Origin of the sequence: Amycolatopsis sp. CA-161197 (genome assembly GCF_050942255.1) — a bacterium.
Classification (GTDB): domain Bacteria; phylum Actinomycetota; class Actinomycetes; order Mycobacteriales; family Pseudonocardiaceae; genus Amycolatopsis.
On record NZ_CP192059.1, the window covers coordinates 7,467,998 to 7,484,041 of the forward strand.

General features: G+C 69.9%; 16 protein-coding genes. 9 read left to right on the forward strand and 7 right to left on the reverse strand.

Annotated elements, in window-relative coordinates:
- Window positions 1-236 precede the first annotated feature (236 nt).
- Window positions 237-2,087: a glycosyltransferase family 39 protein gene (locus ACQPXB_RS35170; protein WP_432845888.1), complete on the forward strand. Its 1,851-nt coding sequence runs from the start codon at window positions 237-239 to the stop codon at window positions 2,085-2,087.
- On the opposite strand, the gene ACQPXB_RS35175 is transcribed toward ACQPXB_RS35170, so the two are convergent.
- Window positions 2,062-2,655 (reverse strand): hypothetical protein, encoded by a 594-nt coding sequence (locus ACQPXB_RS35175; RefSeq protein WP_386955958.1) that lies wholly within the window; start codon window positions 2,653-2,655, stop codon window positions 2,062-2,064. The two genes, ACQPXB_RS35170 and ACQPXB_RS35175, sit on opposite strands and share 26 nt — an antisense overlap.
- A gap of 118 nt (window positions 2,656-2,773) precedes the next feature.
- On the opposite strand from ACQPXB_RS35175, the gene ACQPXB_RS35180 reads away from it, so the two are divergent.
- The 3 genes from ACQPXB_RS35180 to ACQPXB_RS35190 all read left to right on the forward strand — a co-directional run bounded on the left by ACQPXB_RS35180 (window position 2,774) and on the right by ACQPXB_RS35190 (window position 6,773).
- Complete coding sequence (locus tag ACQPXB_RS35180) at window positions 2,774-4,069, forward strand: bifunctional glycosyltransferase family 2/GtrA family protein (RefSeq protein WP_366583926.1); 1,296 nt, start codon at window positions 2,774-2,776, stop codon at window positions 4,067-4,069.
- Window positions 4,066-5,904 carry a glycosyltransferase family 39 protein gene (locus ACQPXB_RS35185; protein ID WP_432845889.1) on the forward strand — a complete coding sequence of 613 codons (1,839 nt, stop codon included), beginning with the start codon at window positions 4,066-4,068 and terminating at the stop codon, window positions 5,902-5,904. Before ACQPXB_RS35180 ends, ACQPXB_RS35185 begins: the two co-directional genes overlap by 4 nt.
- A 161-nt stretch (window positions 5,905-6,065) precedes the next feature.
- Window positions 6,066-6,773, forward strand: a complete 708-nt coding sequence (locus ACQPXB_RS35190; protein ID WP_432845890.1) for a PP2C family protein-serine/threonine phosphatase — start codon at window positions 6,066-6,068, stop codon at window positions 6,771-6,773.
- Here the strand turns inward: ACQPXB_RS35190 and ACQPXB_RS35195 are convergent.
- The 3 genes from ACQPXB_RS35195 to ACQPXB_RS35205 are packed head-to-tail and all read right to left on the reverse strand — an operon-like array spanning window position 6,762 to window position 7,990.
- Window positions 6,762-7,358: a DUF2127 domain-containing protein gene (locus ACQPXB_RS35195; RefSeq protein ID WP_366583929.1), complete on the reverse strand. Its 597-nt coding sequence runs from the start codon at window positions 7,356-7,358 to the stop codon at window positions 6,762-6,764. The genes ACQPXB_RS35190 and ACQPXB_RS35195 overlap by 12 nt on opposite strands.
- Window positions 7,359-7,385: 27 nt before the next feature.
- Window positions 7,386-7,814: a hypothetical protein gene (locus tag ACQPXB_RS35200; RefSeq protein ID WP_386955954.1), complete on the reverse strand. Its 429-nt coding sequence runs from the start codon at window positions 7,812-7,814 to the stop codon at window positions 7,386-7,388.
- On the reverse strand, window positions 7,796-7,990 hold the full coding sequence (locus ACQPXB_RS35205; RefSeq protein ID WP_285973809.1) for a zinc finger protein: 195 nt from the start codon (window positions 7,988-7,990) through the stop codon (window positions 7,796-7,798). The genes ACQPXB_RS35200 and ACQPXB_RS35205 overlap by 19 nt, the downstream gene beginning before the upstream one ends.
- A 104-nt stretch (window positions 7,991-8,094) precedes the next feature.
- On the opposite strand from ACQPXB_RS35205, the gene ACQPXB_RS35210 reads away from it, so the two are divergent.
- Together ACQPXB_RS35210 and ACQPXB_RS35215 are read left to right on the forward strand one after the other, a co-directional pair.
- Window positions 8,095-8,928 carry a helix-turn-helix domain-containing protein gene (locus tag ACQPXB_RS35210; RefSeq protein WP_366583931.1) on the forward strand — a complete coding sequence of 278 codons (834 nt, stop codon included), beginning with the start codon at window positions 8,095-8,097 and terminating at the stop codon, window positions 8,926-8,928.
- 13 nt (window positions 8,929-8,941) lie between these two features.
- Window positions 8,942-9,118 carry a DUF397 domain-containing protein gene (locus ACQPXB_RS35215; RefSeq protein WP_432845891.1) on the forward strand — a complete coding sequence of 59 codons (177 nt, stop codon included), beginning with the start codon at window positions 8,942-8,944 and terminating at the stop codon, window positions 9,116-9,118.
- 50 nt (window positions 9,119-9,168) lie between these two features.
- On the opposite strand, the gene ACQPXB_RS35220 is transcribed toward ACQPXB_RS35215, so the two are convergent.
- The 3 genes from ACQPXB_RS35220 to ACQPXB_RS35230 all read right to left on the reverse strand — a co-directional run bounded on the left by ACQPXB_RS35220 (window position 9,169) and on the right by ACQPXB_RS35230 (window position 13,000).
- Window positions 9,169-11,550 carry a GH92 family glycosyl hydrolase gene (locus ACQPXB_RS35220; protein ID WP_432845892.1) on the reverse strand — a complete coding sequence of 794 codons (2,382 nt, stop codon included), beginning with the start codon at window positions 11,548-11,550 and terminating at the stop codon, window positions 9,169-9,171.
- A gap of 159 nt (window positions 11,551-11,709) precedes the next feature.
- Window positions 11,710-12,741, reverse strand: coding sequence for a hypothetical protein (locus ACQPXB_RS35225; RefSeq protein ID WP_366583934.1), 1,032 nt, complete (start codon window positions 12,739-12,741; stop codon window positions 11,710-11,712).
- Between the two features lie 97 nt (window positions 12,742-12,838).
- Entirely contained in the window at window positions 12,839-13,000 is a 162-nt protein-coding gene (locus tag ACQPXB_RS35230) for a hypothetical protein (protein ID WP_432845893.1), read from the reverse strand.
- 234 nt (window positions 13,001-13,234) lie between these two features.
- Between ACQPXB_RS35230 and ACQPXB_RS35235 the strand changes: the two genes are divergently transcribed.
- From ACQPXB_RS35235 to ACQPXB_RS35245, 3 genes are all read left to right on the forward strand, one after another.
- Complete coding sequence (locus ACQPXB_RS35235) at window positions 13,235-14,155, forward strand: ABC transporter substrate-binding protein (RefSeq protein ID WP_366583936.1); 921 nt, start codon at window positions 13,235-13,237, stop codon at window positions 14,153-14,155.
- On the forward strand, window positions 14,155-15,462 hold the full coding sequence (locus ACQPXB_RS35240) for an LLM class flavin-dependent oxidoreductase (RefSeq protein ID WP_432845894.1): 1,308 nt from the start codon (window positions 14,155-14,157) through the stop codon (window positions 15,460-15,462). The genes ACQPXB_RS35235 and ACQPXB_RS35240 overlap by 1 nt, the downstream gene beginning before the upstream one ends.
- 323 nt (window positions 15,463-15,785) lie before the next feature.
- Window positions 15,786-15,917, forward strand: coding sequence for a hypothetical protein (locus tag ACQPXB_RS35245; RefSeq protein ID WP_432845895.1), 132 nt, complete (start codon window positions 15,786-15,788; stop codon window positions 15,915-15,917).
- The last annotated feature ends 127 nt before the right edge of the window (window positions 15,918-16,044 follow it).

A 16,044-nucleotide genomic window follows, 5' to 3' on the forward strand; every position in this document is an offset into this window, starting at 1 on the left:
GCCTGACGCCACGGCGACCGCACTCGTGACCCGCCACGGGACCGTCGAAGCCGCAGCACGCCCCGCCGCACCGAGTTCGCGTCCCTGTGCAACGCGCCCGCGAGCCCGCGCAGATCGAAGCCTGAATCCTCCCCCTACCACCCGTGATGTCCGCTCACGCTGTGACGTCGCGTCGCACAGGGGGTACACAGGGTGTCCACATGCCCGGCCCAGGCGGGGGCGCCAGGGTGGCTGTCATGACCGCAGTCGCGATTCCCGCCGCGCAGCCCAGGCCGGCGGATGTCAGCCGGCCCCGGTGGGTGAGGCCGGCGTTGGCCGTCCTGCTCGCGGGGACGGCGGTGGGGTACCTGGTGGACCTGAGCGCCTCCGGGTGGGCCAACGCGTTCTACTCCGCGGCCGCCCAGGCGGGGGCGCAGAGCTGGAAGGCGTGGTTCTTCGGGTCGAGCGACGCGGCCAACGGCATCACCGTCGACAAGACCCCCGCGGCGCTCTGGGTGATGGGGCTGGCGACGCGCCTGTTCGGGGTGAACGCGTGGAGCGTGCTCGTGCCGCAGGCGCTGATGGGGGTCGGGTCGACTTATCTGCTCTACGCGACCGTCCGCCGCACCTCGGGAGCCGCGGCGGGGCTGCTGGCCGGGGCGATCCTGAGCCTCACGCCGGCCGCCGCGTTGATCTTCCGGTTCAACAATCCCGACGCACTGCTCGTCCTGTTGCTCATCGCCGCCGCCTACTGCACGGTGCGGGCGATCGAGAAGGCCAGTCCGAGGTGGCTCGCGTTGGCCGGGGTGGCCGTCGGGTTCGGGTTTCTCGCGAAGATGCTCCAGGCGTTTCTCGTGCTGCCCGCGCTGGGGCTGGCGTATCTGATCGCCGCGCCGACCCCGGCAGGCAAACGCGTCCTCCACCTGGCCGGCGCGCTGGGCGCCGTCGTCGTCTCGGCGGGCTGGTACCTCGCCGTCGTCGCGCTGTGGCCCGCCGCGGATCGGCCCTACATCGGCGGCTCCCAGGACAACAGCCTCCTCGGCCTCACCTTCGGCTACAACGGCTTCGGCCGCATCACCGGCGACGAGACCGGCAGCGTCGGCGGCGGACGCGGCGGCGGCTGGGGCACCACGGGCCTCTTCCGGCTGTTCGGCAGCGAAATGGCCGGCGGCATCGCGTGGCTGCTGCCCCCCGCGCTGCTCGCGCTGGGTGCCGGCCTGTGGTTCACGCGCCGCGCCCGGCGCACCGACCGAAGCCGCGCGGCGCTCGTGATCTGGGGCGGCTGGCTGCTGGTCACGGCGCTCGTCTTCAGCTACATGGGCGGCATCATCCACCCGTACTACACGGTCGCGCTGGCCCCGGCCGTCGCGGCGCTCGTCGGCACGGCCGTGGTGCAGCTGTGGCGCCTGCGCGACGACCCCGCCGCGGCCGGCGTGCTCAGCGGCGGCCTCGCGCTCACGGCCGTGACCTCGTACGTCCTGCTCATCCGCGAACCGTCCTGGCAGCCGTGGCTCGCGCCCGCGATCCTGGTCGCCGGGCTGCTCGCGGCCGTGGCGGTGTTCTTCGTCAACCAGCTCGGCCGCACCGCCGCGCGGGGGCTCGCGGTCCTGGGCCTGGTGACGCTCCTGGCCGCCACCGGTGCCTACACGGTCGCCACCGCCGCGACTCCCCACAGCGGCGCCATCCCGTCAGCCGGCCCCGCGACCGGCCGCGGCTTCGGAGGACCAGGCGGACGAGGCGGAACAGGCGGAGCAGGCGGCCTCCTCGGCACCGCCACCCCCGGCCCGAACCTCACCGCACTCCTCGAAACCCCCGGCCACACCTGGACCGCCGCCACCGTCGGCTCCAACAACGCCGCCGGCTACCAGCTCGCCGGCGGCCTCCCGGTCCTCGCCGTCGGCGGCTTCAACGGCACCGACCCGTACCCGACCCTCGCCCAGTTCCAGCAGTACGTCCACACCGGACAAATCCACTACTTCCTCGGCGACGGCCTCCTGATGCAGGGCAGCTCCGGCAGCGACGACGCCCGGCAGATCGCCACCTGGGTCGCCGACACCTACCAGGCGACCACAGTGGACGGTGTCACCGTGTACGACCTGACAACCTGAGATAAGCCTCGCCCCGCGGCGAAATCCGGTACCCCACCTCGAGCGAGAGCGTGAGGCCCAGGTCCTTCAGCTTGCGCACGGACCGCTTGAACACCAGCAGTTCCGCCCACCCCAGCTGCTCGGCCAGCGTCCCCGCCCGCAGCCCCGGGTTCGCCTCGATCGCCTCCAGCACCGCCCTCGTCCACGGCCCATCCGGACCCGAAGCGTCAAACCTCGTCAACCGCGCGGAAATCGCCTCGACGTCCGAACCCGACAGTGCCGCGTCCGCCGCCAGCGTGTCCCGCGGATCCCCGCCCTGCACCACGTGGAACGACACCCGGTACAACGGCACCGACTCGTCCCCACGCAGGTTCGCGACCAGCTCCGCCACATCCGCGTAGCCGGCCGCCACCGCGTCCTCGTCCGTCAGATCCTCGACGGCCACCTCGTCGACGTGCTCCACCTCGATGAGGTCGACGCCCGTCCGGTACCGGTGCCCGGCGATCGCCTTGTTGCGCGCCCACCTGCGCACCATCACGGTCACGCGCCCCGCGTGGATGCCTTCCCGCAGCCGTGCCTCGAACAGCATCGGCCCATCCTACGAGCAACCCCCAGCCGTTCAAGATCACCCGATCGGGAGCCGACCCACAGGCGCCCCACAGCGGCGCCACAAGCCGGCCAAAGCCGGGAGCCGAACGATGGCTCCCATGAACGCCACCGCACCCTCCCGAAACGGAACCGGAACCGGGGCCAAGGCGGAAGTGCCGCAGCCCCGGCCCGGGTCGACGCCGGTCGGCCTCGGTGGGCCGCAGCCGGTGCTCGACGTCGTGATCCCGGTGTACAACGAGGAAACCGACCTGGAGCCCTGCATCCGCCGGCTGCACGCGCACCTCGAGGAGCACGCCGGCTACGCCTACCGCATCACCATCGCGGACAACGCGAGCACCGACAAGACGCTCCCCGTCGCCGAGCGGCTCGCGAGAGAGTTCGCCCAGGTCGAGGTCCACCACCTCGACGAGAAGGGCCGCGGCCGCGCGCTCAACGCCGTCTGGTCCACTTCGGACGCCCAGGTGCTGGCCTACATGGACGTCGACCTCTCCACCGACCTCGCCGCCCTCCAGCCGCTCGTGGCGCCGCTGCTGTCCGGTCACTCGGACCTCGCCATCGGCAGCCGGCTCGCGCGAGGCGCGCGCGTGGTGCGCGGCCCCAAACGTGAGTTCATTTCACGCTGCTACAACCTCATCCTCAAGAGCGCACTCGCCGCCCGGTTCTCCGACGCGCAGTGCGGCTTCAAGGCCATCCGCGCCGACGTCGCCCGCCGCCTGCTCCCCCACGTGCGGGACACGGGCTGGTTCTTCGACACCGAGCTCCTCGTCCTCGCGCAGCGCGCGGGCCTGAGGATCCACGAGGTCCCCGTCGACTGGGTGGACGACCCCGAGTCGTCCGTCCACATCGTCAAGACGGCCACCGAAGACCTCAAGGGCATCGTGCGCATCACGCGGGCCACGTTCACCGGCGAGATCCCCGTGCGCCGCCTGCGCGAGCAGCTCGGGCGCGAGCCCATCGGCGTCACCGCGCCCGGCGTCCCGCCCGGCCTCGTGAAGCAGCTCGTGCGCTTCGCCGCCGTCGGGGTCGCCAGCACCGCCGCGTACCTGCTGCTGTTCCTTCTGCTCCGCAACGGAATCGGCTCGCAGCCCGCGAACTTCCTCGCCCTGTTCGTCACGGCTGTCGCCAATACCGCGGTCAACCGGCGCGTCACGTTCGGCGTCCGCGGGCGCGGCGGGGCCGGGCGCCACCAGTTCGAGGGCCTGATCGTGTTCGGCCTCGGCCTGGTGCTCACCAGCGGCTCGCTGGCCCTGCTCAACCACACGACCCACCCCGGGCTCGTGCTGGAGACCACCGTGCTCGTGCTGGCGAACCTCGCCGCCACGGTGCTGCGCTTCCTGTTGCTGCGCGGCTGGGTGTTCAACCCTCGCCGGCGCCCGTCCGAGGAGACCCCATGACCGCCACGCTCGCCGTCCCCGCCAAGAAGAACCCGATACACCGCAAGGAAAACTCGCCGCCGTGGGTGCGCCCGGCCGTGTTCGGCCTCCTGGCCCTCACGGCCGTGCTCTACTTCTGGGACCTCACGGCCTCGGGCTTCGGCAACTCCTTCTACGCCGCCGCCGTGCAGTCGGGCACGCAGAACGTCGAGGCCTGGCTCTTCGGCTCGCTGGACTCCGGCAACGTGATCACCGTCGACAAACCACCCGCCGCCCTCTGGGTCGGCACGGCCTTCGCGCGCATCTTCGGCTTCTCCAGCTTCACGGTGCTGGCCCCGCAGGCGCTCATGGGCGTCGCGTCCGTCGGCTTGCTCTACCTGACGGTCCGCCGGGTCTCCGGCCCCGTCCCCGGCCTCCTCGCCGGTGCCGGACTCGCCCTGACACCCGTCGCCGCGCTGATGTTCCGCTTCAACAACCCCGACGCCCTGCTCGTCCTGCTGCTCATCGCCGCCGCCTACTTCACCGTGCGGGCACTGGAAAAGGCGAGCCCGGGCTGGCTCGCACTGGCCGGTGTGGCCATCGGCTTCGGCTTCCTGACGAAGATGATGCAGGCCTTCCTCGTCCTGCCCGCCTTCGCGCTGGCCTACCTCATCGCCGCCCCGGTGACGCTCGGGAAGCGCTTGCTCCACCTCCTCGCCGCCGCGGCCGCCGTGGTCGTGTCCGCGGGCTGGTTCGTGGCGCTCGTCGAGCTGTGGCCCGCCGCGTCCCGTCCCTACATCGGCGGCAGCACCGGCGACAGCCTCCTGGAGCTGGCACTGGGCTACAACGGGCTCGGGCGCATCTTCGGCGGCGAAGGCAACGCCGGAGGCGGTTTCGGCGGCGGCGGCAACGCGGGCGGCAACACCATGTTCGGCGGCAGCTCCGGCCTCGGCCGCATGTTCGGCGCCAGCTTCGGCACGGAGGTCTCCTGGCTGCTGCCCGCCGCGATCATCGGCCTCGTCGCCGGCCTGTGGTTCACCCGCCGCGCCGCGCGCACCGACCGCACCCGCGCCGCGCTCGTCGTCTGGGGCGGCTGGCTGCTCGTCACGGGACTGGTGTTCAGCTTCATGAGCGGCACCATCCACCCGTACTACGCCGTACAGCTCGCCCCCGCGATCGCCGCCCTGGTCGCGATTTCCGGCCACGCGCTGTCGCGCGGCCGCGCCCAGACCGCGCCACGGGCCGTGCTCGGCGCGATGATCGCCGTGACGGCCGTGTGGAGCTTCATCCTCCTCGACCGCACGCCCGACTGGTTCCCCGCGCTGCGGTGGATCATCGTGGTGCTGGGGGTCCTCGTCGCGACGGTCGTGGTCGTCGGCGTGCCCCCGCTGCGCAAGGCGCTGGTGGTGCTGGCCGCGGTGAGTGTGCTGACGCTCGGCCTCGGCACCGCCGCCTACGCCGTCGACACGGCCGCCCAGCCCCACACCGGCTCCATCCCCACGTCCGGCCCGGCCACCACCGGCGGGTTCGGCGGGGGCGGCTTCGGCGGCGAACAGGCCGACACCGCAGTCAGCCGGCTACTGGCCCAGACCACCACGAAGTGGGCCGCCGCCACCACCGGCTCCCAGTCGGCCGCGAGCCTGGAACTGGCCAGCGGCAAGTCCGTGATCGGCGTCGGCGGCTGGTCCGGCAGCGACCCGGCCCCGACGCTCGCGGAGTTCCAGCAGTACGTGGCGAACGGCCAGGTTTCCTATTACGTCGACGGCGGCCGCGGAGGCGGGCCCGGCGGCGGCTCCGGCGAGATCACCGAGTGGGTCGCGACGAACTTCACCGCCACCACCGTCGGCAACACGACCGTCTACGACCTCACCAAGTGACCACGCGGAGGCCATCTCGCCCAGCGCGAGGCGGCCTCCGCGTGTGTGAGGCAGAGGTTTAGGCCAACAGGGGAAAAACAGCCACTCCTCAGGATGTTCCCAGGAAACGGGCGCATTCTGGAAAGTGCAAGGGGGAAGCCGCGAACACCCGGGAGGTCACGATGGCCGGATACCCACGCTGGCACACCGCCAGCGCCCAGGGCCTCCGCGAGCGCAACGCCGACGCCGTGAGCGCCTACGCCCTCGCCGGCGCGCCCGGGATCACCTTCGCTCTCGCAGACGGCGTCGGCGACGACCCCGGCGCCGGCCGCGCCGCCCAGACCGCCGCCGCGGCCGCCGCGCGCACGCCCGTGCAGAGCGGGCCCGTCGCCGCGATCCTCAACGCCCAGCGCGCCCTGCGCGAGCTCGGCGGCACCGGCGACGCCGTGCTCGTGGTCGCCATGCCCTTCCCCGGCGGCTACCGCATCGCGTGGGTCGGCGACTCCCGCGCGTACGCCTGGGACGGCACCATGATCCGCAAGCTCACCACCGACCACACGCTCGCCGAGTACTTCCGCGCGCGTCACCAGCCGTATTCGCCGCGCATGGAGCACATGGTCACCACGAGCGTGCGCACCACGAAACCCGACGAGATCGGCACGACGGAGGTCGTCGGCGGCGGCCTGCTGCTCACCAGCGACGGCGTGCACAAGGTCCTCCCGCCGGCCACCATCGACGAGATCCTGGCCGACCCCGAGCGCGGCGCCGCGGCGCTGGTCGAGACGGCCATCGCCTTCGGCGGCACCGACAACGCCACCGCGCTCTTCGTCGAACAGCCGGAGGTGGACGTGGCCGCCATCGTCACCGAACGATTTCCTTCAGCTGCCTGAACCGGCGCCGCCTGAGCCCGGGCTGCCCGGCTCACGCTGATCGGCGCGTTCCCGGCGCAGCTGCCGGTATTCGCGGTAGACGAGCACGATGATCACCGCGTCGAGCGCCGCGAAGAACGGCAACGCGATCGAATGCGTGTCGATCGCCCGGTACACCTCGTAGACCACGAACGCGCCCAGCACCACCATCGCCACCGGGTAGGCGCGCACCCACTTGCGCGAGAGCGCGAACACCAGCGCCAGCTTGATCACGCCGTGGGCCAGCAGGTACGCGACCGCGAACGTCTTCGTCCCACCGTCCACGAAGTGCTCGGTCGCGAGCTCCAGGTGGTGGGCGAGCGTGCCCGACGGGTCGCCCAGCAGGTCGCGCGTGATCACGGCATGGGTGAATCCGGTGACCACCGACGACGGGATGAACGCCAGGATCAGCGCCCCGACCAGCTGCAGCGCGCCGTCGAGCCCTTTGAGCGCGATCGCGATCTTGAACAGCCGCTCGGTGCTCGTCTTCTGGCTCTTCTGGCTCTTCGGGTCGTTCTGGTCCTTCTGGCCCTTCTCGTCCTTCGCCCCCTGCTCGTCCTCTGCCATCGGTCCAGCCAACACGAAAACCGCCGGTCACGCTCGCGAAGAGCCCCGGGCTTGGCACGATTCGCACCTTTGGTGCCGTGCCGCGCGGTTCGTGGCGTCGCGGCCGTAGAACGGGTAACACGCCGAACCGCACAACGCCAGGAACACGTTCCCGCACCGCAACGGCCTCGGCCCCACCTGGTGCACCAGCCCGATGACGTGCCGGCGCGTGCCCGCCTCGGGCAGCCAGCCGTCGGGCGGCAGCACGGCGAGGATGGCGGCGTTCAGCTCGTCCGACCTGGTCACCAGCGCGCCACCCAGGTCGAGCAACCGCTCGCCGAGGTCGCGCAACGCGTCGGGGCGCGGCAGGTCTTCCTCGAACGTGCGCGCCAGGAACGCCAGATCCGTGGCCAGCGACGCGTGCAGATCCCGGATCCGCTCGAGGAGCACGGTGTCGTTCACGTCCGGCTCAACCACGCCGACGAACACACCGCACACGTCGGATCGAACCAATTCCCGCCGAGCTGCGGAACGTCCTCCCGCGCCACGGTCACCTCCACCCCGCACAACGCGACGAACGATTCCTCCGGACGCGGCGCGAAAGGCCCTTCGAGGGCGTGCCGTTTTCCCTCGGCCTGCTGCCATCTCAACACAGCGGTCTCCCCTATTCAGCAACGTGCCGAACTTAGCCTTCTGTGCACAGCGGTAAACGCCAACGGCGGCCCGGGTGATCATCCGATTACGTATGCTGACGCCCATGACCAAGCCTTCTGGCACCCCGCGCGCCGTGGCGCTGGGTGCGGCGCTGCGCGAAGTGCGCGAAGCGAAGAAGTTCGGCCTTCGCGAACTGTCGCGGGCACTCGACCTGAACCCGAGTCTCGTCGCGCACTGGGAAGCCGGAACCCGCATCCCCTCCATCGAGGACGTCTCCGCCATGCTGGGCTTCTTCCGCGTGATCGGCGAGTCGAAGCGGCGGATCATGGACCTGGCGCGCAATGTCCGGGACCCCAACTGGATGGCCACCGGCGAGGCGGAGCTGACTCCGGAATTGACCACCCTGCTGCAATACGAACAGGGTGCAAAGTCAATCAGCGCGTGGGCTACCTATGTTATTCCGGGAATATTGCAGACACCGGATTATGCACGCAGGGTATTCGAAGCTTCGGGACTCACCGACACCCAGACAGATGCGCGCATTCGGGTTCGGCTCGATCGACAGAAGATTCTTACTCGGCGCGATCCGATCAAGTATTCCGCGACCATTTCCCTCCATGCCATCGATGAACCGTTGGCACCTGATTGGGTCATGTCAGACCAGATGGATCACCTACTGGCCTTGTCGGAGCGGCCCAACGTCACACTGCGAGTCCTGCCACGACGGCCGCAATACCACCCCGGCATGGCGGGATCGTTCACGATTTATGAATATGGCCATCGGAATCCCGTTGTACTGCTTGAGCAGTTCAGTACTACCTCGTTCCTCAGCAGCGATAAGGATGGGAGTCTCTATCAGCAGCTTGCTAGGCTTCTGGCCGGAGAGGCGTTGAGCGAAGAAGCCAGCCGCGAGGTGATCGCGGAGGCAGCGAGATAGGCGGAGGCCAGACATGCAGGCTGCCCAGTGGCGGAAGTCGTCCTACAGTCAGGCGAATTCCGAGTGTGTCGAGGTGGCCGTCTCGGACGAGATCGGTGTCCGGGACACCAAGAATCGCGAAGCGGGACAACTCACCGTCTCGCGCGAAGCGTGGCAGGGCGTGCTTGCCGCCGTGCGTACGCAGGCCTGAAGCACTGAAGCCCGGGGTTGCGGCCCTGTTGGACCGCAACCCCGGACTTGTCAGGCGCGCGCCACCGCCGGCGGACCGGCGTTGACGCCCCAGCTCGTCGGGGTGTCCGAGAGCTGAATCTTGATCGTCCCCGCACGCAGCAGGTCCTTGTGCGACAGCCAGCTCTGGCGCAGCTTGCCGTCGTTGCCCCGGTTGCCGGGGCCGTCGGTCTTGACCGAGGACACGTACTGCAGCTTCGACGCGCTGGCGCCCGGGGCCTCGATGGTGATCGTGCGGCCGTGTTCGGGCCGGATCTCGACCTTGTCGAACATGGGCGCGGTGATCACGTAGGTCGCGGAGCCGGGCTGGGCCTCGAAGATGCCGGCCATGGCGAAGACGAGCAGCGACGAGGTGGCGCCGAGGTCGTCGTTGCCGGGCATGCCGTAGACGTTGTCGGTGAAGAGCGTGCGCATGGCGCGCAGCACGGCCGACGTCTTCCACGGCGCGCCGGTCCACGTGTACATCCACGGGGCGGCGAAGTCGGGCTCGTTGTTGGGGTTGAAGGCGAAGTTGTTGTGGTAGTCGTAGGCGCCCGTCACCCAGGAGTCCGCGGCGGCCTTCGCCGGGTCCGTGAGCACGGTGGGCATGTCGAAGAACTTGTCGAGCCGCTGCTCGGCCTGCCCGGCGCCGCCCATCAGCCCGAAGAGGGTCTGCGGGTCCTGCTGGCCCATCCACTGGTACTGCCAGGCCGTGCCCTCGTGGAAGGCGTTGGTCTGCGTCGGGTCGGGGTTGCCCACGGTCGAGCCGTCGGCGTTCTTCGGGACGGGGAAGCCGGTGAAGCCCTGGGAGGTGATCGTCGGGTCCCAGAGTTTGGTGAAATTGTCACAGCGGCCTGCGAGAGTTTTCGCCTTGTCCTGGTAACCCAGCCCCGCCGCCATGGTGGAAAGCGAACAGTCGCCTAGCGCGTACTCGAGCGTGGCGGAGCCGGCCTGGCGGCTGTCGCCGAACTTGTAGCCCGGCAGGTTCTGGTAGGCGACCCAGCCGTTCTGCACGTAGCTGGGGTTGCCGTCGCGGCCGCGGAAGATCGACTGGTCGGCGGGGACCTCGTTGGCGTTCTTCCAGAGCGCGTCGAACAGGCCGTGCGCGGTGCGGTTGTCGAGCAGGCCGCGGTTGTAGAGGTCCACGACCCACGGGGTGATGGGGTCGCCGGACATCACGTTGGTCTCGCTGTTGCCGAGGCCCCAGCGTGGTAACCAGCCACCGTCGGAGTAGATGTGCAACACCGACTTGGCCATGTCGGCGGCCTTGTCCGGGTGCAGCAGCGCCACGAGCTGGTTCTGCGAGCGGTAGGTGTCCCAGAGCGAGAACATCTGGTAGTACGTCGAATCGGCCTTGTGCACCTGGTCGTCGAAGCCGCGGTAGCGGTTGTCCACATCGGACCCGACCGACGGGTGCAGCAGCGAGTGGTAGAGCGCGGTGTAATACGTACGCTGGTCTGGTGTTGTTCCACCAGCCACCCGCATGCGGTCGAGCTCGTTCTCCCAGGTGTTGTGCGCTTGTGAACGCGCCTTGTCAAAAGACTTCGGCTGCTCGGTCTTGCGGTTGAGCCGGGCACCGTCGATCGAGGTGTAGGACAGGCCCACGGACGCGCCGACCTGGTCACCCTTGCTCGGGTCAAAGGTCAGGTAAGCGCCCGCACGCTGGGTGCCGCGGGAGGCGTCGCGCTGGTTCGGGGTGATCGTGCCGTCGGTCCAGGTGCCGAAGCTCTGGAACTTCCGGTCGAACTTCGCGCTGAAGAAGATCCGGTAGCGCTCCTTGCCGGTCTCGCCGCAGAAGTTGCCGCCCTGCAGCCAGCCTTCGACGGTGTCGTTGCCGACCACGTGCACGTCGCCGGCGTAGGTGGAGCCGTTGCTCTGGCCGACCTCCACCAGCACGTTCTCGGGTCCCGAGCCGGCGGGGTAGGTGTAGCGGTGCTGGCCGGTGCGCTGCGTCGCGGTGAGCTCGGCCTGGATGCCGTTGTCGAACTTCACGCCGTAGTAGCCGGGCGCGCGGGTTTCGTTGGCGTGGCTGAACTTCGCGCCGTACTGCGCCGGGTCCGACGACGTGACGGCGCCGGTGGTCGGCATGAAGCGGAAGTTGCCCATCGTCTGGCAGCCGACGCCCGAGAGGTGCGTGTGGCTGAAGCCGAGGATGGTGTCCTGCTTGTAGTCGTAGGAGGCGTACTGGTTCAGCTGCGTGTCGGGGCTCAGCTGCACCATCCCGAACGGCACCGCGGCGCCCGGGAACGTGGTCCCGTCGCCGTTGTTGCCGATGCTGGTGTCGACGAGCGTGGTGGGGTCGTCGGCGAACTTCGGGCCTTGCTGGGCCTGGGCGGTGGCTGCCGTGGTGGTGGCCGCTGTGGCCACGGCACTGGCGAGCACCAAGGCGGCGAACACGCGTTTCCGCGCTCTCATCGCGTTCCTTTCGGGTGACAACGTTGTCAGATCGGGGTGTCTACGATCTTTGCCCGTTCCGTGGGGTTCCGTCAATCCACCGCCTGTACCAGTGGCCGATTCACCTGGCGGCTGAATCGGTTCCGGTGGTGCAGACCACTGGTGTGCTGCTTGCGCTGGTCAGTGCCAGGCTTCGCGCTCGGTGCGCACCGCCGCGTCGCGGTCCGCTGCCTCCTCGATCGCCAGCGCGATCCGGTGGTCCTCGATGCCGTCGGCCAGCGGGTACGGCGGCGGGCCTTCGTCGCGGACCCAGGCGCCGGTGTCGGCCAGGAGGGTGGCGATGGCGATCTCTTCGTCGTTCCACCGGCGGCCCTGGTAGGGGTTCCGGTAGAGGACCTCGGAGCCGAAGGTGAGGTGGTCGGTGTCGAAGCCGTCGAGGTCGAGGTCGTAGCCGGTCTGGCGGCGGACGATCGGGGTGTGGACGATCGTGCGGTCGGCGGTCAGCCGCAGGACGTCCTGGTCGGCCAGCTCGCCGCGGGTGCCGCGGACGAGCAGGCGGCGGTGCAGGAGCTGGTTGTGCCACTGGTTGTCGGTGAAGTCGTAGACGCCGAGACCCTGCTCGAAGACGATCGTGGCGAACGTGGTGACCGCGGGTTTGGTCTCGACGTTCTCGGCCCAGCCCGCACGGGAGAGCGGGTCCGCCAGCAACGCGGTCGTCCGCGTGGCTCGCACCTCCACCGGACCGCGGCCGGCGCCGAGGAAGGTCCGCATCGACGACACGGCGTGGTACTGGTGCGTGGAGGACACGTCGACGCGCGTGATGTCGCCGATCACCCCCGAGCGCGCCAGCGCGATGCGGGCCGCGTGGGCGGGCATCCGGCTGTACTGCTCGGCGACCTGGACCAGACCACTCGGGCCGACGTCTCGCCACAGCGCCCTGAGGCCGTCCAGGTCGGGCGCCGGCGGTGTCTCCGCGAGCACCCGCACGCCGCGGCCCACCAGCTCCCGGATCAGGCCGGGCGTCACGTGCCAGGGCACCGACGTCACCACGAAGTCGGGCTTCTTCGCGAGACACTCGTCCAGCGAGGTGAACACGGGCACCGGCAGCTCCTTCGGGCTGCGCGACACCACACCGAGGCAGTCGAGCTCGTCCGCGAGCCGCCAGAAGTACTCCGCGCGCCAGCCGGACCCCACGATCGCGTAACTCGTCACGTGATCAACGTAGCCCGGTCGCAGGTGCCGCGACCATGCGTGCTTCGACGGTTCTCGGTTCGGCGGTTCCCGGTTCGGCGCCGGGTGGATCCGCGGCTCAACGCTTGCGGGAGCGCTTGGCGGCCCATCGCGCAAGCAGGCCCGCCCCGAGGACCACGAACACCGTCAGCGGAACCTGGAGGTAGTCACCGCCGGTCAGCGAGACGACCAAGATCGCCAGGCCCGCCGCGAGGACCAGGACCAGCAGCGTTCTTGTCACGGGGCTGTCGCCTTCGGGATCAGGTCGTCCGCGAGCGTCTTCGATTGTTGCACCGGTGGCTCGTCGCGGATGACCTTTCGGACCGATATTTCTGGCCGTGAATCGGGAATAACCGCTGTCCACAGCGGACGGCGCCCCCGTGTGATTCCCACGATGTGGTTTCTGTCGGTACCCGTCTATAGGGTCCCAGTGATCGGTCACCCAGACCGTTCTCGACCCGAGGAGTGTGGGCACGTGCGCTGGACCCGGACCATCCGAGCGGCCGCGCTGCTGGCCGTGGCGGCGCTGGGCCTCACGGCCTGCGGTGGCGGCGGCAGTGACCAGCCGGCTGCGCAGAGCAAGGGCGGCGCGCCGATCGTGGTGGCGTCGTTCAACTTCACCGACAGCCAGATCCTCGCGGAGATCTACGCGGGCGCGCTGGAGGCGAAGGGCTACCCGGTCACGCGGAAGCTGAACCTGGGTTCGCGCGAGCTGATCTACCCGTCCCTGAAGAAGGGCGAGCTGCAGTTCGTGCCGGAGTACCAGGGCGCGGCCATCGCGACCGGCTTCGGCAAGGACGCGGTGAAGGACGCGGCCGGGGAGCACACCCAGCTGGCGGCGCTGTTCAAGCCCGAGGGCATCGGCCTGCTGAACTACGCGCCGGCCGAGGACAAGGACGTCTACATCGTGAAGGCCGACCTGGCTAAGTCCAAGGGCCTCTCGACGATCGGCGACCTGAAGAAGCTCGACAAGGTCGTGATGGCGGGCGGTCCCGAGTGCGAGACGCGGCTGCCGTGCTTCAAGGGCTTCCAGGACGTGTACAAGCTCACGAACGCGACGTTCAAGACCGTGCAGGAGATCGGCCCGCGGGTGCAGGAGCTCGACTCGGGTGGCGCGACCGTGATCCCGGTCGACTCGGTGAGCCCGGTGGCCGGTGACTCGAAGTACGTGGTGCTCAAGGACGACCTCGGGATCGAGCCGACGGAGAACGTCGTGCCGGCGGTGAGCCAGAAGGTGCTCGACGAGCGGGGCGCGGACTTCGCGGCGACGGTGAACGCCGTGAGCGCGAAGCTGACCACCGACGAGCTGCGCGACCTCAACAGCCGTGTCGACGCCGACGGTGACCCGGCCGCCGACGTCGCGAAGGACTGGCTGAAGCAGCAGGGCCTGGCGTGATGCGACCGCTGCACTTCAACGCGTTCATCTGGCCCAACGGCTACCACGAGTCCGCGTGGCGCGTGGTCGGGGAGGACGTGCGCGGGGTCCTCGGCCTGCCGTACTTCGCCGACATCGCGCGCACGGCCGAGCGCGGCCTGCTGGACACGGTGTTCCTGGCCGACAACATCGCCATCCCCGAGTACCGGGTGTCGCACCTGCCGCAGACGCAGTTCGACCCGATCTCGGTGCTGTCGGCGCTGGCCGGCGTCACCAGCCACATCGGACTGATCGGCACGGGATCCACCACGTACAACAAGCCGTGGGAGCTCGCGCGCCGCTTCGCGACGCTCGATCACCTCAGCGGCGGGCGCGCGGGCTGGAACATCGTCACCACGGTCACCTCACTGGCCGCGGCGAACTTCGGCGAGGCCGCACACCCCGACCACGCCGACCGCTACGCGCGGGCGCACGAGTTCGTCGACGTCGTCAAACGTTCGTGGGACAGCTGGGAAGACGACGCCATCGTCGGCGACCGCCCGGACGGTGTCTGGGCCGACCGGTCGAAGCTGCACGCACCGCACTTCCACGGCGAGTTCTACGACGTCGAGGGCATCCTGCCGTTCCCGCGCTCGCCGCAGGGGTGGCCCGTGCTGGTGCAGGCCGGGCAGTCGGCCGCGGGCATCGGGCTCGCCGCGCGTCACGCGGAGCTGGTGTTCTCGGGTCCGCCGTCGCTGGAGGCGGCCGTCGCGTTCCGCACCGACCTGCACGCGCAAGCCGCCAAGGCCGGGCGTGCTCCCGAGCACGTGCTGGTGCTGCCGGCGTTGATGATCACGCTCGGCGACACCGAAGCGGCCGCACAGGAAAAGGCCCAGCGCCTGGAGGACCTGTCCAGCGAGGAGTTCCGCTGGCAGAACGTGCTCTACACCGCCGGGCTCGATCCGGACGCGTACGACCCGGACGCGCCGTTGCCCGCGGAGCTGCTCGAAGCGCCGGCGGCGTCGAGCCGGGCGGCGCAGCTCGTCGAGGCGGCCCGCGCCGAGCCGACCGCGACGCTGCGACAGCTGACCTCGGCCATGAAGAGCGGTGCGGGGCAGTACCACTTCGTCGGCACACCCGAGCAGCTCACCGACCACATCCTCACCTGGCAGGACGCGGGCGCGGTCGACGGGTTCACGATCATGGGCTCGACCCTCCCGTACGAGCTGGCCACCTTCGTCGACCACGTGGTGCCGCAGCTTCAGGCGAAGGGCCGCTTCCGCACGGAGTACACCGGGTCGACCCTGCGCGAGCACCTCGACCTGCCCCGGCCCGCGGGGCGCGGCTGACGCGATCGCGGGCACCACGGAAGCCGCCGGCGCAGGTTCCGTGGTGCCCGCGATCGCGAGAAACCGCAGTGGCGCAACGGAAAGCGCCGAACGCCGGGACGAAAGTTGCCCGCCGGACGTCCACCCGGTGAACTCTTGCCGAGAGGTCTTCGGGTGGCCCGGCCCGGGCCGCAGAATCTGCTCGTGACTCAACGTTTCGCAGCGCGTCTGCGCACTGTTTTGTTCTGTCTGCTGGCCTTCGGGCTCCTGTCCCCGCCGTCACCACCGCCACCGCCGGCGCGGCCGAGGCCGGGCACGGGCGGTCGCCGTACTCGCTGCTGCAGATGAACGTCTGCTCCAGCGGCTACGCCGGCTGCTACCCCGGCACCCAGTACCCGAAGATCGTCGACGAGGTCGTCGCCAAGATCAAGGCGAACAACGTCGACGCGGTCACCCTCAACGAGGCGTGCAGCTAGCACCACGGCGGTCTTCAGACATGCTCGTTTCCTCCCCGGAACCGCGGACACAGATCGGCAATCCTGTCAGCCCGGCGCGGACTTCCCGATTCCCGTCAACCAGGACCAGTCATCGCCCGAGCCGATC

What these genes read in the sequence shown, in the direction of transcription:
- ACQPXB_RS35210 (WP_366583931.1), top strand. Translation starts at nt 8,095, where the DNA reads ATGACCAAGCCTTCTGGCACCCCGCGCGCCGTGGCGCTGGGTGCGGCG.
- ACQPXB_RS35190 (WP_432845890.1), top strand. Translation starts at nt 6,066, where the DNA reads ATGGCCGGATACCCACGCTGGCACACCGCCAGCGCCCAGGGCCTCCGC.
- ACQPXB_RS35220 (WP_432845892.1), bottom strand. Translation starts at nt 11,550, where the DNA reads ATGAGAGCGCGGAAACGCGTGTTCGCCGCCTTGGTGCTCGCCAGTGCC.
- ACQPXB_RS35195 (WP_366583929.1), bottom strand. Translation starts at nt 7,358, where the DNA reads ATGGCAGAGGACGAGCAGGGGGCGAAGGACGAGAAGGGCCAGAAGGAC.
- ACQPXB_RS35180 (WP_366583926.1), top strand. Translation starts at nt 2,774, where the DNA reads ATGAACGCCACCGCACCCTCCCGAAACGGAACCGGAACCGGGGCCAAG.
- ACQPXB_RS35240 (WP_432845894.1), top strand. Translation starts at nt 14,155, where the DNA reads ATGCGACCGCTGCACTTCAACGCGTTCATCTGGCCCAACGGCTACCAC.
- ACQPXB_RS35175 (WP_386955958.1), bottom strand. Translation starts at nt 2,655, where the DNA reads ATGCTGTTCGAGGCACGGCTGCGGGAAGGCATCCACGCGGGGCGCGTG.
- ACQPXB_RS35245 (WP_432845895.1), top strand. Translation starts at nt 15,786, where the DNA reads ATGAACGTCTGCTCCAGCGGCTACGCCGGCTGCTACCCCGGCACCCAG.
- ACQPXB_RS35185 (WP_432845889.1), top strand. Translation starts at nt 4,066, where the DNA reads ATGACCGCCACGCTCGCCGTCCCCGCCAAGAAGAACCCGATACACCGC.
- ACQPXB_RS35215 (WP_432845891.1), top strand. Translation starts at nt 8,942, where the DNA reads ATGCAGGCTGCCCAGTGGCGGAAGTCGTCCTACAGTCAGGCGAATTCC.
- ACQPXB_RS35170 (WP_432845888.1), top strand. Translation starts at nt 237, where the DNA reads ATGACCGCAGTCGCGATTCCCGCCGCGCAGCCCAGGCCGGCGGATGTC.